The organism is Streptococcus sp. V940 (assembly GCF_054353495.1).
Genome location: NZ_JBTHHZ010000001.1, coordinates 923837 through 948195, shown reverse-complemented (window position 1 = coordinate 948195; position 24359 = coordinate 923837). Strand labels below are relative to the sequence as shown.

Sequence of the window (24359 nt, the reverse complement as noted above, 5' to 3'; positions counted from 1 at the left end):
CTAAATAAAAGCGTTTCCATAGGATTCTTTTAGAAAATCTGTTGCTAAAAGCCTTAAAAATTGATAGAATAGGGATTATCAAAAAAATATTAAGGAGAATCTATCAATGGATTTCACATGGGCAGTCAAATATGCCACTGAATTTTTGGGAACAGCCATCTTGATTATCTTGGGTAATGGTGCAGTTGCCAACGTTGAACTTAAAGGTACGAAAGGTCACCAAAGTGGCTGGCTCGTTATCGCTGTTGGTTACGGTATGGGGGTTATGATTCCAGCTTTGATGTTTGGTAACGTTTCTGGAAACCACATCAACCCAGCCTTCACTCTTGGACTTGCAGTTAGCGGTCTCTTCCCTTGGTCACAAGTAGCACAATACATCATCGCGCAAGTTTTGGGAGCAATCTTCGGACAAGCATTGGTTGTTGCGACTCACCGTCCTTACTACTTGAAGACAGAAAATCCAAATAACATCTTGGGAACTTTCTCAACTATTTCTAGTATCGACCACGGAACAAAAGAATCACGTTATGCAGCAACTGTGAACGGATTTATCAATGAGTTTATTGGGTCATTTGTTCTTTTCTTTGCAGCACTTGGTTTAACAAAGAACTTCTTTGGTGCTGAAGTCCTTCAATTTATGAAGAAAGCTGCAACTCAAGCTGGACAAACTGTTGACTTCTCTGACTTGGCGATTAAGGCTCAAACAGCACCACATACAACAGCAGGTGTTGCAGTAGGTCACTTGGCACTTGGTTTCTTGGTGATGGCTTTGGTTACTTCACTTGGTGGACCTTCAGGACCAGGTTTGAACCCAGCTCGTGACTTTGGACCACGTCTTCTTCACGCAGTACTTCCTAAATCAATCCTTGGTGAACACAAGGGTGATTCAAAATGGTGGTATGCTTGGGTACCAGTAGTTGCACCGATTGCTGCTGCTATTGCCGCTGTAGCACTTTTCAAGTTACTTTACCTATAATATTTAAAAACTGGGTTTTCCCAGTTTTTTCTTTTTAGTACAGTTGTGTCTTATAGAATTAAAGGGTGAAATCGTCAGACTTTTTTCATTTTAAATCAAAAGATGTAAATATGGCAAAAATATGGTAAAATAGAGTATTAAGTAAACGTTAAAAAGGAATATTATGCGTAAAGAAATTGCACCTGAATTATACAATTACAATAAATTCCCTGGTCCAGAATTTCATCTATCTGGAGATAAAGTCGAGGCTGAAGGTTTTACCTTCAACTTGGTTGAAAATAGTAAGGAAGCCTTTGATGCAACAGCTTTTACTCAACGCTTTTCGGAAGTTTTAAACAAGTATGATTATATTGTAGGAGACTGGAGCAATGAGCAGTTGCGTTTGCGAGGATTCTACAAGAATGAGCGAGCTGAAGAATCGCTCGAGAAAATCAGTCGTTTGCAAGATTACCTACTCGAGTATTGTAGCTATGGATGTGCCTACTTTGTCTTAGAAAATGAGACTCCTAAACGAGCACCATTTGACCAAAAAATGCGCAAGAAAGAAGAAGAAAAAGACAACCGTAAAGGGAAAAAGTCTTCTCAAAATAAGAAAAGAAATCATACGGACAAGAGAAATAGACGTCGCCGTAAAGAACAGAAACCTCAGAATGAAGAAAAGGGACAACGTCATTTCGTCATCCGTAAGAAAGACTAGAAAATAAGGAGAAAAGATGAAACCGTCGATTTATAGTTTAACTCGTCGAGGAATGCAAGAATGGGTCTTAGAGCAAGGAGAAAAGAAATTCCGAGCGGATCAAATCTGGGAATGGCTTTACCGTAAACGTGTTCAGACATTTGAAGAAATGACTAACTTGTCTAAGGATTTGATTGCCAAACTCAACGAGCAGTTTGTAGTCAATCCCTTGAAACAACGTATCGTTCAAGAGTCAGCCGATGGTACTGTGAAGTACCTCTTTGAGTTACCAGACGGTATGTTGATTGAGACTGTTCTTATGCGCCAACATTATGGTTTATCAGTCTGTGTAACGACTCAGGTAGGATGTAATATCGGTTGTACCTTCTGTGCGTCAGGTTTGATTAAGAAGCAACGTGACCTCAATAACGGAGAAATTGTAGCTCAAATTATGCTTGTTCAAAAATATTTTGACGAACGTGGTCAAGATGAGCGTGTTAGCCATATCGTTGTTATGGGTATTGGAGAACCATTTGATAACTACAATAATGTTTTGAACTTTATTCGTACCATCAATGATGACAAGGGAATGGCAATCGGTGCTCGTCATATCACCGTATCAACTTCTGGCTTGGCTCATAAGATTCGTGAGTTTGCCAATGAAGGAGTACAGGTTAACCTTGCTGTTTCTCTTCATGCTCCAAACAATGAACTGCGTTCAAGCATTATGAAGATTAACCGTGCCTTTCCAATTGAAAAACTCTTTGCAGCGATTGAGTATTACATCGAGACAACCAACCGCCGTGTAACTTTTGAGTATATCATGCTAAATGAAGTCAATGATGGAGTTGAACAAGCGCTTGAGTTGGCAGAATTGCTGAAAAATATTAAGAAATTGTCATATGTTAACTTGATTCCTTACAACCCGGTCAGTGAGCACGACCAATACAGTCGTAGTCCGAAAGAGCGTGTAATGGCCTTCTATGATACGCTCAAGAAAAAAGGCGTCAACTGTGTTGTTCGTCAAGAACACGGTACAGATATCGATGCCGCATGCGGACAATTGCGTTCAAATACTATGAAACGTGATCGCCAAAAAGCAGTAGCCGAAGTAAATCCATAAGATGAATCGAAAAACATTACTAAGCCTGGGAATCGTGTTATACAGTCTTTGTATCGTCTGTTTTTGTTTTACTCCCCAGCCTCAACTTCCTACAGGAGTGGAAACTCCAGGTATTCAAACTTTTGGACGCCTGGTTTTTCTTTTGACGCCTTTTAACTCCCTTTGGAATCTGGGAGAAGTAACCGGCCCTATACAACTATTTTGGATTTTTTTGCAAAACGCCTTAAATATCCTCTTGCTCTTCCCTTTAATTTTCCAGCTTCTCTATCTCATCCCTAGTCTCAGAGAAACGAAGCGTGTGATTTTGTTTAGCTTTTTATTGAGCTTAAGCATCGAGTGCACACAGCTAGTTTTAGATTTTTTCTTTGATTTTAATCGGGTCTTTGAGATTGATGATTTGTGGACCAATACTTTAGGTGGCTACCTGGCCTGGGTCCTCTATAAACTACTACATAAAAACAAGATAAGGAATTAAAATGAGTATCTTAGAAGTAAAAAATTTAAGTCACGGTTTTGGTGACCGTGCGATTTTTGAAGACGTGTCTTTCCGACTCCTAAAAGGTGAACATATCGGTCTGGTCGGTGCTAATGGTGAAGGGAAATCAACCTTCATGAGCATCGTAACTGGTAAGTTGGTACCTGATGAAGGTAAGGTGGAATGGTCCAAATATGTGACAGCAGGTTATCTAGACCAGCATGCAGTTCTCAAAGAAGGTCAAACTGTGCGTGATGTTTTGCGTACAGCCTTTGACGAATTATTCAAAGCTGAAGCACGTATTAATGACCTTTATATGGAAATGGCAGAAGAGGGCGCTGATATTGATGCCCTAATGGAAGAAGTCGGCGAACTTCAGGACCGTTTGGAAAGTCGTGACTTCTATACCTTGGATGCTAAGATTGACGAAGTTGCGCGTGCTCTCGGTGTCATGGACTATGGTATGGATACGGACGTAACAGCCTTATCTGGTGGACAAAGAACCAAGGTACTCTTAGCCAAACTCCTCCTTGAAAAGCCAGATATCCTACTTCTTGATGAGCCAACCAACTACCTAGATGCTGAGCATATTGACTGGCTCAAGCGTTATCTTCAAAACTATGAGAATGCCTTTGTTCTTATCTCTCACGATATTCCATTCCTCAATGATGTGATCAATATCGTATATCACGTTGAAAATCAACAGTTGACACGCTACTCTGGCGATTACTACCAGTTCCAAGAAGTCTATGCCATGAAGAAATCTCAACTTGAAGCAGCCTATGAGCGTCAACAGAAAGAAATTGCTGATCTCAAGGATTTCGTAGCCCGTAATAAGGCGCGTGTCGCAACTCGTAACATGGCCATGTCTCGCCAGAAGAAATTGGATAAGATGGACATTATCGAGCTTCAAAGTGAGAAACCAAAGCCGTCCTTTGATTTTAAACCAGCTCGTACACCTGGACGCTTTATCTTCCAAGCCAAAGACTTACAGATTGGTTACGACCGCCCACTTACAAAACCATTAAATCTTACCTTTGAGCGCAATCAAAAGGTTGCCATCATTGGTGCCAACGGTATCGGGAAAACAACCCTATTGAAGTCTCTTTTAGGTATTATCCCGCCAATTGCTGGTGAAGTTGAACGCGGTGATTATCTAGAACTTGGCTACTTTGAGCAAGAAGTGGAAGGCGGCAATCGTCAGACACCTTTAGAAGCTGTTTGGAATGCCTTTCCAGCTCTCAACCAAGCAGAAGTTCGTGCAGCCCTTGCGCGCTGTGGTTTGACAACGAAGCACATCGAAAGCCAAATTCAAGTCTTATCAGGTGGAGAACAAGCCAAGGTTCGTTTCTGTCTCTTGATGAACCGTGAGAACAATGTCCTTGTTCTAGACGAGCCAACCAACCACTTGGATGTGGATGCCAAGGACGAACTCAAACGTGCTCTAAAAGAGTATAAGGGCTCTATCCTTATGGTCTGCCACGAACCAGACTTCTATGAAGGCTGGATGGATCAAATCTGGGATTTCAATGAACTAACATAAATAGCCATAAAAAAGCCAAGTCTATATGACTTGGCTTTTTTTACGAGGGTTACAAATAATAGAAGTCGTACTGCTATCAACTTGTTTTAGTATCAAAAATAACTAATTTTTTTGATTTCCTTCGATTACATCCTCCTCAAAGTGTCCCACTCCATCTTCAACAACAAATGGGCAGGTAACTTCAACTTTCTTCTGTATTCTATTTTCATAATAACAATTAATGTTATAAATTCCATCGGAAAATGAGTTTTTTGGTAAAGATAAGAATTTTTCCTTTAAGGTCTCCACAGGGCTACCATTTTCTACCTTGATTTTCGAAAGGTCGAAATCAAAATCGAGAGTAAGACCTTTGTTTTTCATGAGGTCCTTTGTTGTAATATTATAAAAACCAGCTGCGTCAGAATCCCCTTTTTCTCGATTGCTGACAGCCTGCTTAATCATTGCAACATAGTAGTTTTCTAAAGGATATTTTCTAAATTCAAAACTAGAAGCAATTTTTTCTGGTGTATCAAAAAGCTTATTTATTTTGTCAGCAGTAGCATTTTTGATACTATCTTCTTCTTGTTGAAGATTCGGTCTTTCTTTGTATACATCTAGCAAGAAACTGAATTCGTCTTGTTTGACAGTGTGAAACAGTGCCTTTTCTTTGTCATTAAGAAGTGTTTCGAGATCTGTTCCTGAAGGAAGAAAGAAATTTGATAAGTGTTCTCCATTCATTTTATGAATTTTTGCGTCAGTATATTCTTTTAAAATAGTTCCATCCGATAAATTTTCGGTATATGTTAGGTTGTAGACTGTTCCGTTAAACATTTCAATCTCTCTGTGTTTATCAACTAACTCAACCTTTCCCTTAAGCCCAAGTGATTGAAATTCTTCGGCGAAAGAAGGAGTAGTATTTTTAATAGAAGAGGAGGTGGTTGTAATCAGTCCTAGGCAAGTGTATAAAATTACCGTAACTCCAAAGATAAAACCAAGTATGGCCAAAGTATCTTTCCCTTGCCCTAACTTGAACGTCTGATAAATACCGATAAGGAGAATGATAGAGTACACAATACTGGCACAAACTAGTAGTGGATAATTATCAAGGAAATTAAGTGGAGCACCCTTAAAACCTATTATTTGCATGAAAAATCCAATTGTAGCTAGAACTAACTGTACAGTACATGTCTTTTGAATCAACTCATTATCTTCAAAGGAGGCTTTTAATCTTGAAATATCTCTAAAAATAAAAATATTTCCTAGCACAATTCCTGCATATGATGCGAAAAAAGCTGGCCACAAGATTATAAAAGCAAAACCTCCAGAATCATATGTAATCGAATAAACAAAATTAAAGATTAAATACGAAGGCAAGAGTAAACCAAGCCGGAATAGGTTTATTTTATAGGGTTTCATAGGAGAACCTCCTTATTACTGTTAACTGTATTATATCATAACTGGATTAGAAAATAGAGCGTTTACATGTTAGCGTAATTTAAAAAAGATAGGCCCTGTGACCTATCTTTTTTAATAGTTGAGATATTGATCAATCTCAGATTTTTGAATTTCTTTACCGTATTGACAAATCGGGCAAGAAACGAAATAAGTTTTACCATAAGGGAAGAGCGGAATCCAGTAAAGAGTAAACTTACGTCCGTATTCCGTAATTTCCCAAGTACCAACATTGTTACAATGGCCACATTCGATAGCAGTTTGTGTATGTCCCAACACTTTTTGGTAACCTTTTGACCCCCAAAATAGAATCATTTTAACATCTCCTTATAGTTAATGGTGTTATTGTTTACTGAAATCGTAGTCTTTAACAATTTCGATACTGTCGATTGTAATAGCAGTAGTCGGCTTGTCTTTTTCATCTTTTTCAGCCTTAGCAATTTTATCTACAACGTCCATCCCATCGATTACTTGACCAAAGACTGGGTGTTTTCCATCAAGAGTTGGATTTCCGCCTTCTTTGTAGGCTTCGATAATTTTCTTAGGATAGCTACTTGTAGGAAGTTTAGCAGAATAGTCTGTTGTACTTTGGTTGATGAAGAACTGGCTACCATTCGAGCTTGGTTGACCAGTATTGGCCATGGATAGGGAACCACGGATATTATAGAGATATGGGGAGATTTCGTTTTTGAAACCTGTTCCCTTGTCCTTGGTTTTGTCCTTTTCGTGCCAGATAGATTCACCGCCTGTACCATCCCCTTTTGGATCTCCGGTTTGTACCATAAATCCGTCAATCACACGATGGAACGTAACCCCATTGTAGTAGCCTTCCTTAGCGTGAGTAAGGAAGTTTTCAACTGCAAGTGGAGCTAACTTTGGAAAGAGCTTGATGCGGATATCCCCTTGGCTTGTGTGGAGGATAGCTTCAGCCTCATCTTCAGCAACTTCCTTAGAAAGTTGAGGGAAGTTAGCATTTTCGTTAGTTAAGGCGTCTTTCAAATCTTTTTCTGCTTGGGCAGTCGCTTTTGAACTTTCCTCAGCAGCAATCTTAGAATCCACGTAATCATCCCCACGAAGTGCACGTTGGATACTTGTACATCCACCAAGGGCAAATGTTGAGATGAGTAGTAGTGTAGCTAATTTTTTCATGTTGGTCCTTTCAAAATTCATTTCTACCATTGTACCCTAAAAGGAAGTGGATTTCAAATATTAGTGACAAGGTAGTTTAAGAGGAAGTCAACCAAAAAGTGGCTTAATTAGAGATTTTTCTTTGGATGACGGTCGACAATGACCTGGTATTGTTCCAGTATCCGCTCTCCTTTTGGAGTCAATTTGTAGCCACGAATCGAAAAGAATTATGATTCCTCTTTCTGTCTAAGTTCAAAGAGGTCTTCTACTTTCAAATTAAAAACTTGAGCAATTTTAAGAGCCATTTCCAGCGAAGGATTGTAACGGTTATTTTCCAAGTGAAGAATTGTCTCGCGTCGCATGCCGATGAGGTCGGCTAATTCTTGCTGAGTCATGCCCGTGGACTCACGAACAGATTTGAGATTAGTAATAATATTGCTTTCTTTGGGCATACTTATCCTCTCCGTTCCAAGATAAGATAGACAACCGCAAAGATGCAAATCAAGGCAGCTATGCTAATAAAGATCTGGCCAATGTAAAGAGTGAGAGACCCCATATACCCAATGATAACTGCTAGGATCATCAGTGCGCCTAGTATAAAAACAAACATCAAGCTAGCTGCCTTGGATAAATTAGCATAAAAGCGTTCGTCCGGAGTTTCCTTGACATTTTTCAAACAGAAAAAAACAAATACAATCACTTCAATAACGAGTCCAATTCCCAAAATCCATTCTTTAATACCAGAACTTACGCTTGGGGTCGCAACCCAAATCCCTACTGTATAAAAAATGCTTGCTGCAAATAAAAGTACCGTGTAAAGCTTAGCAGACAAGTCAAAAATAGTCTTCCCCTTATCTTTCTGACTCTTATGAGGCCGTGGTTTCATATGTAGCCAGCTCCAAATAGCTATAATTTGACCTGACACTGATATACCAGTAATAACTAACTTGGGTCCCCAACTAAGATTAGAACCAAATAGAACAATAAAATCAATAAAGAGAGCTACGGCAATCATTGCAATGAGGCCACGCATTTTTTGACTTTTTTTCATGATAGACTCCTTTTTTGTGTTATAAATATATCACACTTAAATTTATGTTATAAATATATCACACTTAAGTTTAGAAAGCAAGAATTTATGTGTCAATGAGGAAATTATTTGAAAAAACTTTTTAATAAAAGCCTTCGCTAGTAAAACAACTAAAGAATTCTTTGAAGCAATGCATCGGATTTGGTTTGGATAGCTTCGTTAATAATATTTGATGATAAAGAATCTTTGGAAAATCTAGATACTGTATGGATCTCTACTTTTTTCTTAGACTCTTATAAAGTCTGTCAGAATAAGCTTTGTAGGTGTAGAAGTTAATTTTTTCTTTCTAATTTATCCCTATTAGTCAAAAAAATTTAAAAATTTTAAAGTCTGTCAAGTTTTTTTCTTGACAGGTCTTTAAAATGTGTTATAATAGATCATGTGCTAAATAGCTTGTCTATTTCACCGAAAATTAAAATATAGAAAAGAGAATTATAAAAATGGCAGTTAAAATTCGTTTGACTCGTATGGGTTCTAAGAAAAAACCTTACTACCGTATCAACGTAGCAGATTCACGTTCACCACGTGATGGACGTTTCATCGAAACAGTTGGAACTTACAATCCACTTGTTGAAGAAAACCAAGTAACTTTGAAAGAAGACCGCGTTCTTGCATGGTTGGCTGATGGAGCTCAACCTTCAGATACAGTTCGCAACATCCTTTCAAAAGAAGGTGTCTTGAAGAAATTCCACGATTCTAAATTCTCAAAATAATCAAAAAGTAGGTTGATGTATGGATACGATTGAAAATCTTATTATTGCAATTGTGAAACCTTTGATTTCACAACCGGATGCCTTAACCATCAAGATCGAAGATACTCCTGAATTCTTGGAGTACCACCTTGACCTTGATCCTAGCGATGTTGGTCGAGTGATCGGTCGGAAAGGTCGCACCATTTCTGCGATAAGAACGATTGTCTACTCTGTCCCAACTGAAGATAAAAAAGTAAGAATCGTTATTGACGAAAAATAAAAGGCGGGACATTGTCCCGTTTTTTTTGTAAGAAAATCCATGAATGTTTTTCATAATTAAAGAATCGTTAACCCTTTCTCCAACTTGTGAAAATCCCTGTAACATGATAAAATAAAGGGAGAAACAGATACAGGAGATCAGATGAACTACTTTAACGTTGGGAAAATCGTCAATACTCAAGGTTTGCAGGGTGAAATGCGAGTCTTGTCAGTGACAGATTTTGCTGAAGAACGCTTTAAAAAAGGGGCAGAGCTTGCCTTATTTGATGATAAAGATCAGTTTGTGCGAACAGTGGTCATTGCAAGCCACCGTAAACAAAAAAACTTCGATATCATCAAGTTTAAAGATATGTACCATATCAATGATATCGAAAAATACAAGGGCTACAGTCTGAAGGTTGCTGAGGAGAATCTCAATGACCTCGATGATGGTGAGTTTTACTACCACGAGATTATCGGTTTAGAAGTCTATGAGGGAGATAACTTGATTGGAACTATCAAGGAAATCCTTCAGCCAGGCGCCAATGATGTCTGGGTAGTCAAACGAAAAGGCAAACGAGACCTACTCTTACCTTATATCCCACCTGTAGTTCTCAATATAGATATTCCTAATAACCGTGTGGATGTTGAACTCTTAGAAGGGTTAGACGATGAAGATTGATATTTTAACTCTCTTTCCAGAAATGTTCACACCCTTAGAACATTCCATCGTTGGCAAGGCTCGTGAAAAAGGACTCTTAGATATCCACTATCATAATTTTCGTGACTACGCTGAAAAGGCTCGTCATGTGGATGATGAACCTTATGGAGGTGGTCAAGGGATGCTCCTTAGAGCCCAACCCATCTTTGACGCCTTTGATGCGATTGAAAAAAAGAACCCGCGCGTGATTCTCTTAGACCCTGCTGGGAAGCAGTTCGATCAGGCTTATGCGGAGGATTTGGCGCAAGAAGAAGAGCTTATCTTCATCTGTGGTCACTACGAAGGTTATGATGAGCGTATTAAAACCTTGGTAACCGATGAGATATCCCTTGGAGATTATGTCTTGACTGGTGGAGAACTAGCAGCGATGACCATGATTGACGCGACGGTTCGCTTGATTCCAGAAGTTATTGGGAAGGAAGCAAGTCACCAAGATGATAGCTTTTCATCAGGACTCTTGGAATATCCTCAGTACACAAGACCTTACGATTATCGTGGAATGCTAGTTCCAGATGTTCTTATGAGTGGACACCATGAAAACATACGTCAATGGCGACTCTATGAGAGTCTCAAGAAAACCTACCAACGTAGACCTGATTTGCTGGAAGAGTATGAACTGACAGCAGAAGAAGAGAAAATGTTAGCAGAAATTAAAGAAAATAACAATTAAAAGGAGAAAACTATGCAAGTAATTAAACGTGATGGACAAGTCGCTGATTTTGATCCAGATAAAATCTACCAAGCTATCCTTAAGGCGGCTCAGACAGTCTATGTTTTGACTGACGATTTGCGCCAAAATCTAGCTCAAGTTACTAAAAAAGTTGTGTTGGATTTAGAAGAAGCAAAAGTAGAACGTGCGACTATCAGTATGATTCAATCAATGGTTGAGCACCGCTTACTTGGTGCTGGCTACATTACAATCGCAGAACACTATATCTCTTATCGTTTGCAACGTGATTTGGAGAGAAGCGGTTATGGCGACCACATCGCTGTTCACCTTCATTTTGAACAAATTCGCTAAGATAAAAAGAGTGAGATGATAGAAGCATCTCACTCTTTCTTAAATCTTCTTTTTTGGGCTGTTTGGATAGTAGAAGGAACGAAAGTTACTCTTCGAATATCCGACACTCGAATAATACGGCTGACGTTTTTGGCGAAATTTTTAACGATAATTTGTTGGCGGTCAGTATCATACTTGATAATATCGCCTGTAAAACTTGACTCAGCAAAAATGATGTGTACAGCTGTTTTTTTAGCTAAGGCTTCTTCAAGTCTAGCAATTAGGGGGTCGCTTTTTTCAGGAATGGAATCTTCATGTCCATTGACAAAATCATGAACTTTTCGCAAAGCCTGTTTTAATAAATCTTTCATTCCGGCCTCCCTTCTTTACATCATTATATAAAAATTTTATGAAATCTACAAGATTTTTCGAATAATCAATTGAGAACAAAAAGGAGAAAAACATGGCAGAATTTACATTTGAAATTGAAGAACACTTGCTTACTCTATCTGAAAATGAAAAAGGATGGACCAAAGAAATCAATCGTGTCAGCTTTAATGGTGCACCAGCGAAGTTTGACATTCGTAGCTGGAGTCCTGACCACACCAAGATGGGGAAAGGAATTACCCTCTCAAATGAAGAATTTCAAATCATGGTGGATGCTTTTAAGAATCAATAAACTTTCATCCAAGATTCATTAAAAAGAGGCTAGGGGAAATCCCGGCCTCTTTTATTTGCTTGAAAAATAAGCTTGTGTACGAAGACGTTGGAGTAGTGGTCGGCTGATGAAGCTAATGGCTACAATTTTGGCAAGATCAGGTATGATAAAGGGAATAACACCGACAGCCAGTGCTTTATCAAAAGGCATTCCAGCTAAGAAGTGGAGACTGAGAATACCACCGACAAAAACAAGTGAATCTCCCAAGAGATTTGCAAAGAAAATACGTAATACGCCACTATTGGTGTGAATGAGATAGGAAGCAAGCCCTGCATAGACAAGGTCGAACCAAAGATAACCAGCGCTTGGTCCAACTAAAACATGAAATCCAGCTCCACCGTTAGCAAAGACCGGAAGGCCAATAGCACCAAGTAAGAGATAGAGTCCGACAGAGAGAACAGCTTCCCTTGGTCTAAAAACAGTAGCGATGAGTCCAATAGCAAAGTTTTGCAGAGTGAAAGGAACTGGACCAATCGGCATACTAATTTGTGCCAATACTGCAATCAGTGCAGCCCCGATAGCTGGGATAGCGTAAATGTGTGCTTTTTTCAAAATAGTTAACCTCTTCTATAAATTATAGTAACTATTATACCGAATGAGATATAAATGTCAACCTATTTTAAAATAAAAGGTTACAAATTTGTAACGGCCGATTTAGAGTAAAAAAGAGACCAAGGGGTCTCTTTTTTCTTTTAACGCATGGTTACAAATTCTTCTGAGCCAGTTGGGTGGATAGCGACAGTAGCATCAAAGTCTGCTTTTGTAGCTCCCATCTTGATAGCAACTGCAAAACCTTGAATCATTTCGTCGACGCCATAGCCGATACCATGAAGACCAACAACCTTTTCGTCTGCACCAGCTGTTACGAGCTTGAAGCGAGCTTCTTGACGGTGACTAGTAACGGCAGAATACATAGATGCAAATTTTGAAGTATAGACTTTGATGTTTTCTTGTCCATACTCTTTGATAGCTTCTTCCTCTGTCAGACCGACAGTTCCGATAGCTGGATGTGAAAAGACAACAGTTGGAATAGTTGTATAGTCCATTTTGGCATTTGTTTTGCCATTGAATAGTCTTTCTGAGAGAGTACGACCAGCTTTGATAGCGACAGGTGTTAGTTCTTTTTCGCCTGTAACATCTCCAAGAGCATAGATACCTTCAACGACTGTGTTCTGGTATTCATCAACTTGGATGAAACCACGTTCGTTAAGGGTAACGCCTGCTTTTTCCAGATTTAGTCCTTCAACGTTTGGACGGCGACCAGTTGCCCAGATAACTTGACTGGCAGTATGAGTGCTGCCATCTTCAAAATGAATTCGAATACCTTCTTCGGTTTTTTCAAGTTTAGCAGGAACCTTGTGAGTGTGGAGTTTTAGTCCAGTATTTTCCATTTCTTGAACCAAGCTCTCAACAATATAGCTATCAAATCCACGAAGTGGACGTTCACGACGGACAAATAAATCAGTCTGTACACCAAGTGTATGGAGTACACCAGCTAATTCTACAGCAATGTAACCGGCACCTAGAATAGCTACCGATTCAGGCAACTCTTCCCAAGCAAAGACATCATCTGAGCTACCGCCTAGTTCAGCACCAGGAATAGCAGGGATATGAGGATGAGCTCCAGTCGCAATCACAATATGCTTAGCACGGATCAATTCGCCATTAACGCTGACTGTATGAGCATCAACGAACTCAGCACGTCCTTCAATCAAATCAACCCCGTTGCGCTTGAAGCTTCCATCGTAAGACGAGCGAGCACGGTCAATATAAGCTTCACGATTCTTACGAAGTGTTGCAAAATTAAATTCGTTATTAGTGCTTGTAAAACCATAGTCAGGTCCATATTTGTGGATACTCTCGGCAATTTGTGCTCCATACCACATGATTTTCTTAGGAACGCAGCCAATATTGACACAAGTTCCTCCTAATTTCTTTTCCTCAATAACTGCCGCCTTAGCACCATGTTCACCAGCACGATTCATGGTAGCAATTCCCCCGCTACCTCCTCCGATGGCGATAATATCAAATTCTCTCATAGAAAGCTCCTTTAGTTGTTTTCTAGTCATATTCTATCTTTTTTTGGAAATCAATGCAAAAATCTGCTACGCTTAAATTTCTTAAGAAAATGCTTGCAAAAATAAAAAAGAAGTTGTATTATATAACTAACACAACAATAAAAGATTTAGCAAATATTTTTGGATGGTCAGAAAGCAATTGTTCATTTTTAAGATATGTGCTATAATCTTAATATATGCAATTAAAAAGGAGTATTGATATGAAAAGAAAGTCAAAAGCCAAGAAATGGCCTTTATTTACAGCTATCGGTGTTGCATCAGTTCTTGTAGTGGGAGCGGCTGCCGTTCTTCTATTAAGACAACCAAATCAAGCTGCAACAAAAGATGAAACTGCAAAGATTACTCTTGCAAAAGAGGGTTCAGTAGCTTCATCAGTTCTCTTATCCGGTACTGTGACGGCTCAGAATGAACAATATGTTTATTATGATGCTAGTAAGGGTGACTTGGATGAGGTTTTGGTTTCTGTAGGAGATAAGGTTAGCGAGGGGCAGGCACTAGTCAAGTATAGTAGTACAGAAGCTCAGGCTGCCTATGATGCTGCCAGTCGTGCAGTTGCGAAAGCTGACCGTCATATCAATGAATTGAATGAGGCTCGAAATACCGCCGTAGCAACACCTGTGCTCCCTCAAGCAGGGATTGAAGGTGCTACGGACCAAACCCAAGCACAATCTTCTACATCAGCTACAGCTTCTATCGATTCACAAATCAGTGATGCGCGTGATGTTCGTGCAGACGCGGCGGCGCAACTTGAAAAAGCCCAGGCACAGTTGGATGCCGCTACAGTTTTGAGTACTTTAGAAGGTACAGTTGTCGAAGTCAATCGCAATGTTTCAAAATCTCCAACAGGAAATAGTCAAGTTTTGGTTCATATCGTAAGTAACGATAACTTGCAGGTCAAGGGAGAGCTTTCTGAGTACAATCTTGCAAACCTTTCTGTTGGCCAAGAAGTCACCTTTACTTCTAAGGTTTATCCAGATAAGACATGGAATGGTAAGATTAGCTATATTTCAAATTATCCAAAAAATAATAGTGAAGCAAGCGCAAGTGTTGCGGGATCAAACACAGGTTCTAAATACCCATATACGGTCGATGTAACTAGTGAAATTGGCGATTTGAAACAAGGTTTTTCTGTCAGTGTCGAAGTGAAAAGTATGAGTAAAGCATTGCTTGTTCCTATTACAAGTATCGTCATGGAAGAAGATAAAAACTATGTTTGGATTCTTGATGAAAATCAAAAGGCCAAAAAGGTTGAAGTTGGATTGGGCAATGCAGATGCAGAAAACCAAGAAATCACATCTGGTCTGACAGATGGAGCAAAAGTCATCAGTAATCCGACAGCTTCCTTGCAAGAAGGAAAAGAGGTGAAGACTGATGAAGCAACTAATTAGCCTCAAAAATATCTGCCGTAGCTATCGAAATGGTGATCAAGAGCTTCAAGTTCTCAAAAACATTAACCTTGAAGTTCAAGAGGGAGAATTCGTGGCTATCATGGGACCATCTGGTTCTGGTAAGTCCACCCTCATGAATACCATTGGTATGTTGGATACCCCTACAAGTGGTCAGTATTTTCTAGATGGAAAAGAAGTAGCTGGTTTGGGTGAAAAACAATTAGCCAAGGTGCGAAATCAAGAAATTGGCTTTGTCTTTCAACAATTCTTTCTCTTGTCCAAAATGAATGCTCTCCAGAATGTCGAACTTCCCTTGATTTATGCGGGAGTTTCAGCTTCAAAACGTCGCAAATTAGCAGAAGAGTATTTGGAAAAGGTTGAACTGACTGAGCGTAGCCATCACTTACCATCAGAATTATCGGGTGGTCAGAAGCAAAGGGTGGCCATAGCGCGTGCATTGGTCAACAATCCTTCTATCATCTTGGCAGATGAACCTACTGGAGCCCTGGATACCAAAACTGGAAACCAAATCATGCAACTCTTAGTTGAATTAAACAAAGAAGGAAAAACCATCATTATGGTAACGCATGAGCCTGAAATTGCTGCCTACGCCAAGCGTCAGATTGTCATCCGTGACGGTATCATTTCGTCTGACAGTGCTCAAGTAGAAAAGGAGGAAAACTAAGATGCAGAATCTGAAATTTGCCTTTTCATCTATCATGGCCCACAAGATGCGTTCCTTCCTGACCATGATTGGTATTATCATCGGTGTTTCCTCAGTTGTCGTGATCATGGCCTTGGGTGACTCTATGTCTCGCCAGGTCAATAAAAACATGACCAAGTCTCAAAAAGACATTCATGTCTTTTTCTCACCTACCAAGAGTAAGGACGGTTCCTTTACACAAAGACAATCTGCCCTGACCTTGTCTGGCGGTCAAGAAGAAGTTTTTGTTGAACCACCAAAACCTCAAGAAGCTTGGGTCAAAGAAGCTGCTAAGCTTAAGGGAGTGGATAGCTACTATGTAACCAACTCAGCCAATGTGACCTTGACTTATAAGGATAAAAAGGTCGAACACGCGAACATGACGGGTGGAAATGTCACTTATATGGATGCGGTCGAAAATGAAATTATTGCAGGTCGTGGACTTAAAGCACAAGATTATAAGGATTTCGCAAGTGTTATCATCCTAGATGAAGAACTAGCCAATAGCCTTTTTGGTTCAGCAAAAGAAGCCCTCAATCAAATTATTGAAGTAAATGAGATTAGTTACCGTGTTATTGGTGTTTACGCAAGTAAGGAAGCCAAGGCAGCCAAAGCATTTGGTGTTGGAGGACTTCCAATTACGACCAATATTTCCTTGGCAGCTAATTTTAACACAGACGAGATTTCAAATATTGTCTTCCGTGTCAATGATACTAGCTTAACCCAGACTTTGGGGCCAGAGTTGGCAAGAAGAATGACAGAGATTGGAGGTCTTCAACAAGGGGAATATCAAGTTGCAGATGCGTCTGCCGCCTTCCAAGAAGTTCAACAACTCTTTGGCTTCATAACAACGATTATTAGTGCTATTGCGGGTATTTCCCTCTTTGTCGGTGGTACTGGTGTTATGAACATTATGCTTGTTTCAGTGACAGAGCGTACCCGTGAGATTGGTTTACGGAAAGCACTAGGAGCAACTCGGGGTAATATTCTGGTTCAATTTTTGATTGAATCCATGATTTTAACCTTATTAGGTGGTTTTATTGGTCTACTGCTTGCTGCAGGGGTGACTATGCTTGCAGGTGTTCTTCTTCAAAACATGATTGCAGGAATCGAAGTTGGAGTATCCATCCCAATCGCTCTCTTTAGTTTAGCGGTCTCAGCAGGTATCGGTATGATATTCGGTGTTCTACCAGCCAACAAAGCCTCTAAGCTGGATCCTATCGAAGCTCTTCGTTATGAATAAGATAAACAAGATAGACGCTTGTCTATCTTGTTTTTTGTATAGATTTCTCTATCGAAAATCACTAAAAATGTGGTATAATGAAGTGTTAGAAAAACAGGTTTCATTAGCCTGGAAAGGAAATATTATGTCTGAAAAGAATTTTTATATTACAACACCGATTTACTATCCATCTGGTAAACTTCATATCGGTTCTGCCTACACAACTATCGCATGTGATGTCTTAGCACGTTACAAACGCCTCATGGGCTACGATGTCTTTTATCTGACTGGTCTTGATGAGCATGGCCAAAAGATTCAACAAAAAGCAGAAGAAGCTGGCATCACGCCTCAAGCCTACGTTGACGGAATGGCAGTTGGTGTTAAAGAACTCTGGAAATTACTGGATATCTCATATGATAAATTTATCCGTACCACAGATGACTACCATGAAAAAGTAGTGGCGCAAGTCTTTGAACGCTTGCTAGCTCAAGATGACATCTACCTAGGTGAATACTCTGGCTGGTACTCAGTATCCGATGAGGAATTCTTTACAGAAAGTCAGCTTGCAGAAGTTTTCCGTGATGAAGCTGGAAATGTGACGGGTGGTATCGCTCCATCAGGTCACGAGGTTGAATGGGTTTCAGAAGAATCTTACTTCCTTCGCCTCAGCAAATACCAAGACCGCTTGGTTGAATTTTTCAAATCACATCCTGACTTCATCACTCCAGATGGACGTCTCAATGAAATGTTGCGTAACTTCATTGAGCCAGGCTTGGAAGACTTAGCGGTATCTCGTACAACCTTTACCTGGGGTGTACCAGTCCCGTCAAATCCAAAACACGTTGTCTACGTTTGGATCGATGCCCTTCTTAACTATACGACAGCTCTTGGTTACGGTCAAGATGAACATGGCAACTTTGACAAGTTCTGGAACGGAACAGTCTTCCACATGGTTGGGAAAGACATCCTTCGTTTCCACTCCATCTACTGGCCAATCCTTCTTATGATGTTGGATATCAAATTACCAGATCGTTTAATTGCCCACGGTTGGTTTGTCATGAAAGATGGCAAGATGTCCAAGTCTAAAGGGAATGTCGTTTATCCTGAAATGTTGGTAGAGCGCTATGGTCTCGATCCACTTCGTTACTACCTCATGCGTAGCCTTCCAGTTGGTTCAGATGGCACCTTCACTCCAGAGGACTATGTAGGGCGTATCAACTATGAATTAGCAAATGACCTTGGAAACCTCCTCAACCGTACGGTTTCTATGATTAACAAGTACTTTGATGGACAAATCCCTGCCTATGTAGAAGGTGTAACAGACTTTGACAATGAACTTGCTCAAGTGGCAGAACAATCAATCGCTGACTACCATACCTACATGGAAGCAGTTGACTATCCACGTGCACTTGAAGCAGTCTGGACTCTTATCTCACGTACTAACAAATACATTGATGAGACTGCTCCATGGGTCTTGGCTAAGGATGAGGCTCTCCGTGACCAATTGGCAAGTGTGATGAGCCACTTGGCAGCTAGCCTTCGTGTTGTTGCTCACTTGATTGAGCCGTTTATGATGGAAACAAGTCGTGCAGTCTTGACACAACTTGGTCTAGCAGAAGTTTCTAGCCTTGAAAATTTGAGCCTGGCTGATTTCCCTGCAGGAGTAACAGTAGTTGCCAAAGGAACACCAATCTTCCCACGTCTGGATATGGAAGAAGAAATCGCCTATATCAAGGAACAAATGGAAGGTAACAAGCCCGCTGTCGAGAAAGAATGGAATCCAGATGAAGTCGAACTCAAACTGAACAAGGAAGAAATCAAGTTTGAAGACTTCGATAAGGTTGAAATCCGTGTCGCAGAAGTCAAGGAAGTTTCTAAAGTGGAAGGTTCTGATAAGTTGCTTCAATTCCGCCTCGATGCTGGTGATGGTGAAGATCGTCAAATTCTCTCAGGAATTGCAAAATACTATCCAAATGAACAAGAATTGGTCGGCAAGAAAGTCCAAATCGTTGCCAACCTCAAACCACGTAAAATGATGAAAAAATATGTCAGCCAAGGGATGATCCTCTCAGCTGAACATGACGGCAAATTAACTCTTCTCACAGTTGATCCAGCTGTACCAAACGGAAGTGTGATTGGGTAAAATCTAAAAAGAACCAGTTTGAACTGGTTCTTTTCTTATGTAAGGTATCAGTTGATAAAAGTGTCATTCTGCTTTATAATGAAGAAAAACGGAGGAAGTTGCCATGAAATACATTCCATTTGGTCAAGAGAAAAAAGAATTATCCGAAATCGTCCTAGGCATGATGCGAATCAGTGATAAGTCTGTTAAGGAGGTTGAGGAGCTAGTTGAAACAGCCCTATCTGTAGGAATCAATGCCTTTGACTTGGCAGATATCTATGGTCGTGGTCGTTGCGAAGAATTACTGGGTCAAGTCTTAAAACATCGCCCTGACTTGCGTGAGAAGATGTGGATTCAGTCCAAGTGTGGCATTCGCATAGAAGAATTTACCTATTTTGATTTTTCAAAAGATTATATTTTAGAGTCAGTTGATGGGATTCTACAACGATTGCAGGTTGATTATCTAGATAGCTTGCTTCTCCATCGCCCAGATGCCTTGATGGAAGCTGATCAAGTGGCAGAGGCCTTTGAAATCCTGGACAAGTCGGGTAAGGTTCGAGACTTTGGTGTGTCTAACCAAAATCCCATGATGATGGAATTACTGAAGAAAGAGGCCAAACAACCTTTATCTATCAATCAATTACAGCTAAGCGCAGCTTTCACACCAGGATTTGAATCAGGTTTCCATGTCAATATGGAAGGTGACAAGGCAGCTTTGCGTGATGGTAGCGTCTTTGAATACTGCAAATTAAACGATATGGTCATTCAGGCTTGGTCAGTCTTGCAGTTCGGGTATTTCAAAGGGAATTTTGTTGGCAATGAGAAGTTCAAACAACTAAACCAAGTTCTAAATCGACTAGCCTTAAAATACAGTGTGAGCCCATCGGCTATTGCTATCGCTTGGGTGTTACGCTATCCAGCTAAGATGCAGGCAGTAGTGGGAACAACTAACCCTAAATATTTGATAGAAGCAAGCCAAGCAAGTAATGTCAACCTAACTCGAAAAGAGTGGTATGAGATTTACCTTGCAGCAGGGAATGATTTGCCTTAGGAAAAAATGCATTTTAAGAAATCACAGTCAAAAAGCCGTTGGAAAACGGTTTTTTGTTATAATTAAATTAAGATTCATAGATAACAAAGGAGAAAAACATGACATTTGAAGAAATTTTGCCTGGACTAAAGGCTAAGAAAAAATATGTACGTACTGGTTGGGGAGGGGCTGAAAACTATGTCCAGCTCTTTGATACTATCGAACAGAACGGCGTTGCCCTTGAAGTGACGCCTTATTTTCTAATCAACGTGTCTGGAGAAGGGGAAGGTTTTTCCATGTGGAGCCCGACACCTTGTGATGTCCTAGCAACAGACTGGGTGGAAGTCCATGACTAAACGTGTACTCATTACGGGTGTTAGCTCAGGGATTGGCCTAGCACAGGCTCGACTCTTTTTAGAAAAAGGTTATCAAGTTTTTGGTGTGGATCAGGGTGAAAAGCCTGCCTTACAAGGTGACTTTCACTTTCTACAACGCGATTTAACGCTTGATTTGGAACCAATTTTTGACTGGTGCCCTCAGGTGAATATTTTGTGTAACACAGCTGGAGTTTTGGATGACTACAAACCCTTACTGGAACAGTCTGCCCAAGAAATCCAAGAGATTTTTGAAATCAACTATGTGACTCCAGCAGAGTTGACGCGACATTATCTGACTCAAATGCTGGAAAATAAAAAAGGAATCATCATCAATATGTGCTCCATCGCTTCAAACCTAGCTGGCGGTGGTGGTCACGCCTATACCTCGTCAAAACACGCCTTAGCTGGTTTTACCAAGCAATTAGCTCTGGACTATGCAGAAGCAGGTATCCAGGTCTTTGGCATTGCTCCTGGTGCGGTTAAGACTGGTATGACAGGAGCTGACTTTGAGCCAGGTGGTCTGGCAAACTGGGTAGCCAGTGAAACACCCATCAAACGCTGGATTGAGCCAGAGGAAGTGGCAGAAGTCAGCCTCTTTTTAGCAAGTGGAAAAGCAAGCGCCATGCAGGGGCAAATTCTCACTATTGATGGTGGTTGGTCTTTGAAGTAAGGAAGAATTGAGAGAAGGCCTCTAAGATGAATTGACAGGTAAAAGAAGGAGAACCCATGACACCGCAAGAAATATGGAATGCTTACAAGCAAATCAACCCCTCTATCGTTGATGAGATAGACGCCTGGGCTTTTGGAGTGGAACCAGACATTTTAGCGAATCTGGTCTTTAAAGGCGAAAAAACAGCAACAGCCTCAGCTTACGACCTCTACGCACTAGAGGACGAACCCCTTCCACAAGAAGGGGCCTTCGATGTCATTTTAGATAGTCAAAATCAGGCTGTCTGCATTGTCGAAGTTACAAAGGTTTCTGTTCAGCCTTTCCATCAAGTGTCAGCCGACCATGCCTATAAGGAAGGTGAAGGAGACAAATCTCTAGCCTATTGGCGTCAGGTTCATGAAGACTTTTTCAAAGATTGCTTAGGAGAAGCTGGCCTGACTTTTACGACTGATAGCATGGTTGTTTTAGAAGAATTTCGCAAGGTATACCCTCTATAGATTGCTATAAGGAAGGAAGTTTTGGAAATCATTATCCAAAGCTTTTTTCTGACTTTAAATGATAAAACGAGTAAACAAAAAGCGGACAGTCATGTCCGCTTTTTGAATCTAACAAGTAAAGTTATTGGATAAAGTTTTCAAAGATAGTTATCTTTAAAATCCCTATTCATATCCCTTCTACATTGGTTGATTATTTTTTACGATAATGTAAAACTGTTCCTACAGCTACGATAAGCATTGCAACACCAGCAACAGAAACAATTAGGCTATTACGTTCACCAGTATTTGGAAGTCCTGGTTTGTCTTCAGTTGTTGTTGTAGCTCCAGTTGTTGTTGTAACTCCTGAAGGAGCTTCAGTAGTAGTTGGAGCCTCAGTTGTTGTTGTAACTTCTGAAGGAGCTTCAGTTGTTTTTGGGGCTTCAGTTGTTGTTGGGGCTTCAGTTGTTGTTGTAACTTCTGAAGGAGCTTCAGTAGTAGTTGGAGCCTCAGTAGTTGTTGGGGCTTCAGTCGTTTTTGGAGCTTCAGTAGTAGTTGGAGCTTCAGTAGTAGTTGGAGCTTCAGTAGTAGTTGGAGCTTCAGTAGTTGTTGGAGCTTCAGTAGTTGTTGGAGCCTCAGTAGTAGTTGGAGCCTCAGTAGTAGTTGGAGCTTCAGTAGTAGTTGGAGCTTCAGTAGTAGTTGGAGCCTCAGTAGTAGTTGGAGCTTCAGTAGTAGTTGGAGCTTCAGTAGTAGTTGGAGCTTCAGTTGTTGTTGTAGCTTCAGTTGTTGTTGGAGCCTCTGTTGTTGTTGGAGCCTCTGTTGTTGTTGGAGCTTCAGTAGTTGTTGGGGCTTCAGTAGTTGTTGGAGCCTCAGTTGTAGTTGGAGCTTCAGTAGTTGTTGTAGTTGGTTTGTTTGATGTGTTGACGACCTTAATTACGTTTGCATCATCAATTTTTTCAACTTTAGAAGTGTAACCTTCAGGTGTATTTGTTTCCACTACTGAGTACTCAATCTTCTTACCGTCTTTGATACCTGGCAAATTAGTGAATGCTGCTTTCCAATCAGAAGCTTTTGTAAGAGTTTGTGTCATCCCTTCCAAAGCTTGGCCATCAGCATATAATTGAACAGTGATATCTTTACGGTCAGATTCTTCGTCACCAACCCACTCTTTCTGAACTGTCACAGTTGTATCACCAGATACCCAGAATTTCAACTCATTATTGTTCCAGAAAGCTGGATCAGTTTGAGGTGTTGTGATTTCATCAGCTGTCAAGGTTGCATTGTTGTCAACACGGATGGTTGTCTTAGGAATGATTGTTTGGTATTCAACGATTAATTCTTCGTCCGTAGCTGTTTTGAAAACATCACTTACGTCTGATAAATTAACGGTAAATCCATTTCCGTCTGCATCGAATTTCACATGTTTCCAGAAATCCCAACCTGAAGCAACCACTTGTCCACCTTTTCTCAATGTGAATGATGGTTTCAAGTAAGTTCCAACGAAGAATTCACTTGCAGCGTGGTTTGCAGCAGGAGCAAAAGTGATTTTTGAGTAATCGACGGCTGGAGCTTGGATTTTATCTGATACAACAGGGTTTGTGATGGCTTGTTTTTTACCATCTCCATTGATACGGATAAACCATTTTGTTAGATAGTAGTCATCTCCAACATTCATCCAAGCATAGTTTTCAGAAACATCCAATTTGAATGTCTTAGATACATAGTCACCTGTAAGGTTGTATTTATTCAATACTGATTCAAATACGCCAGGTCCATCAGGGCGTGTAATGATGACAGATTCTGAACCGACTTTAGAAGTGGCGGTCTTGTTTCCAGGATTTCCTGGAGTGCTATCCCACACTGCTCGGTATTGGAACCCACCCTTAACGTTTTGGTTCATGGATTCGATTGCTTTTTTAAAAGTAAAAGTAATCTTCTTGTTTGTCATTGACAAGGTAGCTACTTCAGCACCGTTGGCTTGAAGTGATTGCGTAGCGAGTTCTGTGATATTTAAACCTTCGGGAGCATCGATGGTAAAAGTATCTCCTTCTTTAACAGATTTACCTGTTAAGTCCCATTCAAAAGAAAATGTGACCTTTTGACCAGATGTATCTGCTTTAAGGTTTGTAATAGTGGGAGTGACAGTTGCTGCAGAAACTGGCTTGATGATTGACAAACCAAGAGCAACTACACTGAACATTGCTACAAACGCGAATAATTTTTTATAGAAAGTTTTCACTTGTTCCTCCATTCCTTTCTTCCAGAAAATCTTCTTGTTTGGTAATAACAACCAAAATGTTGATTTATATCTTTTAATAAAATTGACAGTCCTACTCTGACGAATAATCCTTTCTTTATTGCAGTTTACTCCAGCTCCAGTGAAGATAAATTAATGCAATAGTTTTGAGACTCCGTATGTTATCAACTACTTTACATTTAGAGTAACTATTAGACGTAACAGGGAT

The 24359-nt window shown here is 40.2% G+C and carries 28 protein-coding genes; 19 read left to right on the top strand and 9 right to left on the bottom strand.

Going from position 1 to position 24359, the window contains the following annotated elements; all coding sequences use genetic code 11:
* Positions 1-106 precede the first annotated feature (106 nt).
* From gla to ACXYSM_RS04815, 5 genes are all read left to right on the top strand, one after another.
* A complete protein-coding gene (gla, locus tag ACXYSM_RS04835; RefSeq protein ID WP_458634546.1) occupies positions 107-976 on the top strand; it encodes an aquaglyceroporin Gla in 870 nt (289 codons plus the stop codon).
* 163 nt (positions 977-1139) lie between these two features.
* On the top strand, positions 1140-1673 hold the full coding sequence (locus tag ACXYSM_RS04830) for a YutD family protein (protein WP_006148789.1): 534 nt from the start codon (positions 1140-1142) through the stop codon (positions 1671-1673).
* A 16-nt stretch (positions 1674-1689) separates the two neighbouring features.
* On the top strand, positions 1690-2775 hold the full coding sequence (gene rlmN / locus ACXYSM_RS04825; protein ID WP_458634545.1) for a 23S rRNA (adenine(2503)-C(2))-methyltransferase RlmN: 1086 nt from the start codon (positions 1690-1692) through the stop codon (positions 2773-2775).
* A gap of 1 nt (position 2776) precedes the next feature.
* Positions 2777-3250, top strand: a complete 474-nt coding sequence (locus tag ACXYSM_RS04820) for a VanZ family protein (protein WP_458634544.1) — start codon at positions 2777-2779, stop codon at positions 3248-3250.
* Between the two features lies 1 nt (position 3251).
* Positions 3252-4793: an ABC-F family ATP-binding cassette domain-containing protein gene (locus ACXYSM_RS04815; protein ID WP_074324219.1), complete on the top strand. Its 1542-nt coding sequence runs from the start codon at positions 3252-3254 to the stop codon at positions 4791-4793.
* Positions 4794-4895: 102 nt separating this feature from the next.
* Here ACXYSM_RS04815 and ACXYSM_RS04810 read toward each other — a convergent pair whose 3' ends face one another.
* From ACXYSM_RS04810 to ACXYSM_RS04790, 5 genes are all read right to left on the bottom strand, one after another.
* Complete coding sequence (locus ACXYSM_RS04810; RefSeq protein ID WP_458634543.1) at positions 4896-6188, bottom strand: hypothetical protein; 1293 nt, start codon at positions 6186-6188, stop codon at positions 4896-4898.
* Between the two features lie 111 nt (positions 6189-6299).
* Positions 6300-6539: a zinc-ribbon domain-containing protein gene (locus tag ACXYSM_RS04805; RefSeq protein WP_458634542.1), complete on the bottom strand. Its 240-nt coding sequence runs from the start codon at positions 6537-6539 to the stop codon at positions 6300-6302.
* A 27-nt stretch (positions 6540-6566) separates the two neighbouring features.
* Positions 6567-7373, bottom strand: coding sequence for a peptidylprolyl isomerase (locus tag ACXYSM_RS04800; RefSeq protein ID WP_458634541.1), 807 nt, complete (start codon positions 7371-7373; stop codon positions 6567-6569).
* Positions 7374-7579: 206 nt separating this feature from the next.
* On the bottom strand, positions 7580-7804 hold the full coding sequence (locus ACXYSM_RS04795) for a helix-turn-helix transcriptional regulator (protein WP_458634540.1): 225 nt from the start codon (positions 7802-7804) through the stop codon (positions 7580-7582).
* A 2-nt stretch (positions 7805-7806) separates the two neighbouring features.
* On the bottom strand, positions 7807-8403 hold the full coding sequence (locus ACXYSM_RS04790) for a DUF3796 domain-containing protein (protein ID WP_458634539.1): 597 nt from the start codon (positions 8401-8403) through the stop codon (positions 7807-7809).
* Between the two features lie 479 nt (positions 8404-8882).
* Between ACXYSM_RS04790 and rpsP the strand changes: the two genes are divergently transcribed.
* The 5 genes from rpsP to ACXYSM_RS04765 all read left to right on the top strand — a co-directional run bounded on the left by rpsP (position 8883) and on the right by ACXYSM_RS04765 (position 11134).
* Positions 8883-9155 carry a 30S ribosomal protein S16 gene (gene rpsP / locus ACXYSM_RS04785; protein ID WP_006596292.1) on the top strand — a complete coding sequence of 91 codons (273 nt, stop codon included), beginning with the start codon at positions 8883-8885 and terminating at the stop codon, positions 9153-9155.
* A gap of 19 nt (positions 9156-9174) precedes the next feature.
* Positions 9175-9414, top strand: a complete 240-nt coding sequence (gene kphA / locus ACXYSM_RS04780) for an RNA-binding protein KphA (protein WP_003001620.1) — start codon at positions 9175-9177, stop codon at positions 9412-9414.
* 141 nt (positions 9415-9555) lie between these two features.
* On the top strand, positions 9556-10074 hold the full coding sequence (gene rimM, locus ACXYSM_RS04775) for a ribosome maturation factor RimM (RefSeq protein ID WP_458634538.1): 519 nt from the start codon (positions 9556-9558) through the stop codon (positions 10072-10074).
* Entirely contained in the window at positions 10064-10783 is a 720-nt protein-coding gene (gene trmD, locus ACXYSM_RS04770) for a tRNA (guanosine(37)-N1)-methyltransferase TrmD (protein ID WP_006148775.1), read from the top strand. Before rimM ends, trmD begins: the two co-directional genes overlap by 11 nt.
* 12 nt (positions 10784-10795) lie before the next feature.
* Positions 10796-11134 carry an ATP cone domain-containing protein gene (locus tag ACXYSM_RS04765; RefSeq protein ID WP_004253071.1) on the top strand — a complete coding sequence of 113 codons (339 nt, stop codon included), beginning with the start codon at positions 10796-10798 and terminating at the stop codon, positions 11132-11134.
* 29 nt (positions 11135-11163) lie between these two features.
* Here the strand turns inward: ACXYSM_RS04765 and ACXYSM_RS04760 are convergent, their stop codons facing one another.
* Positions 11164-11484 (bottom strand): hypothetical protein, encoded by a 321-nt coding sequence (locus tag ACXYSM_RS04760; RefSeq protein ID WP_458634537.1) that lies wholly within the window; start codon positions 11482-11484, stop codon positions 11164-11166.
* Positions 11485-11576: 92 nt separating this feature from the next.
* Between ACXYSM_RS04760 and ACXYSM_RS04755 the strand changes: the two genes are divergently transcribed.
* Positions 11577-11792 carry a YdbC family protein gene (locus tag ACXYSM_RS04755; RefSeq protein ID WP_004253080.1) on the top strand — a complete coding sequence of 72 codons (216 nt, stop codon included), beginning with the start codon at positions 11577-11579 and terminating at the stop codon, positions 11790-11792.
* A gap of 51 nt (positions 11793-11843) precedes the next feature.
* Here the strand turns inward: ACXYSM_RS04755 and ACXYSM_RS04750 are convergent, their stop codons facing one another.
* Positions 11844-12383, bottom strand: coding sequence for a biotin transporter BioY (locus ACXYSM_RS04750; RefSeq protein WP_004253081.1), 540 nt, complete (start codon positions 12381-12383; stop codon positions 11844-11846).
* Positions 12384-12523: 140 nt separating this feature from the next.
* Entirely contained in the window at positions 12524-13870 is a 1347-nt protein-coding gene (gor, locus tag ACXYSM_RS04745; RefSeq protein ID WP_458634536.1) for a glutathione-disulfide reductase, read from the bottom strand.
* A gap of 239 nt (positions 13871-14109) precedes the next feature.
* Between gor and ACXYSM_RS04740 the strand changes: the two genes are divergently transcribed.
* The 8 genes from ACXYSM_RS04740 (at position 14110) to ACXYSM_RS04705 (ending at position 21918) form a co-directional block, all read left to right on the top strand.
* On the top strand, positions 14110-15297 hold the full coding sequence (locus tag ACXYSM_RS04740) for an efflux RND transporter periplasmic adaptor subunit (protein ID WP_458634535.1): 1188 nt from the start codon (positions 14110-14112) through the stop codon (positions 15295-15297).
* On the top strand, positions 15281-15982 hold the full coding sequence (locus ACXYSM_RS04735) for an ABC transporter ATP-binding protein (RefSeq protein WP_458634534.1): 702 nt from the start codon (positions 15281-15283) through the stop codon (positions 15980-15982). The genes ACXYSM_RS04740 and ACXYSM_RS04735 overlap by 17 nt, the downstream gene beginning before the upstream one ends.
* 1 nt (position 15983) lies before the next feature.
* Complete coding sequence (locus ACXYSM_RS04730; protein ID WP_458634533.1) at positions 15984-17243, top strand: ABC transporter permease; 1260 nt, start codon at positions 15984-15986, stop codon at positions 17241-17243.
* Between the two features lie 124 nt (positions 17244-17367).
* Complete coding sequence (gene metG, locus ACXYSM_RS04725) at positions 17368-19365, top strand: methionine--tRNA ligase (RefSeq protein WP_458634532.1); 1998 nt, start codon at positions 17368-17370, stop codon at positions 19363-19365.
* A gap of 103 nt (positions 19366-19468) precedes the next feature.
* Entirely contained in the window at positions 19469-20395 is a 927-nt protein-coding gene (locus ACXYSM_RS04720; protein ID WP_458634531.1) for an aldo/keto reductase, read from the top strand.
* Between the two features lie 98 nt (positions 20396-20493).
* Positions 20494-20730 carry a DUF2829 domain-containing protein gene (locus tag ACXYSM_RS04715; protein ID WP_000141913.1) on the top strand — a complete coding sequence of 79 codons (237 nt, stop codon included), beginning with the start codon at positions 20494-20496 and terminating at the stop codon, positions 20728-20730.
* The gene (locus ACXYSM_RS04710; protein WP_458634530.1) at positions 20723-21421 is read left to right on the top strand and encodes a 3-oxoacyl-ACP reductase; all 699 of its coding nucleotides are present in this window, start codon (positions 20723-20725) and stop codon (positions 21419-21421) included. The genes ACXYSM_RS04715 and ACXYSM_RS04710 overlap by 8 nt, the downstream gene beginning before the upstream one ends.
* A gap of 56 nt (positions 21422-21477) precedes the next feature.
* A complete protein-coding gene (locus tag ACXYSM_RS04705; RefSeq protein WP_458634529.1) occupies positions 21478-21918 on the top strand; it encodes an ASCH domain-containing protein in 441 nt (146 codons plus the stop codon).
* A 190-nt stretch (positions 21919-22108) separates the two neighbouring features.
* Here the strand turns inward: ACXYSM_RS04705 and ACXYSM_RS04700 are convergent, their stop codons facing one another.
* Positions 22109-24133: a Cna B-type domain-containing protein gene (locus tag ACXYSM_RS04700; protein WP_458634528.1), complete on the bottom strand. Its 2025-nt coding sequence runs from the start codon at positions 24131-24133 to the stop codon at positions 22109-22111.
* Positions 24134-24359 lie beyond the last annotated feature (226 nt).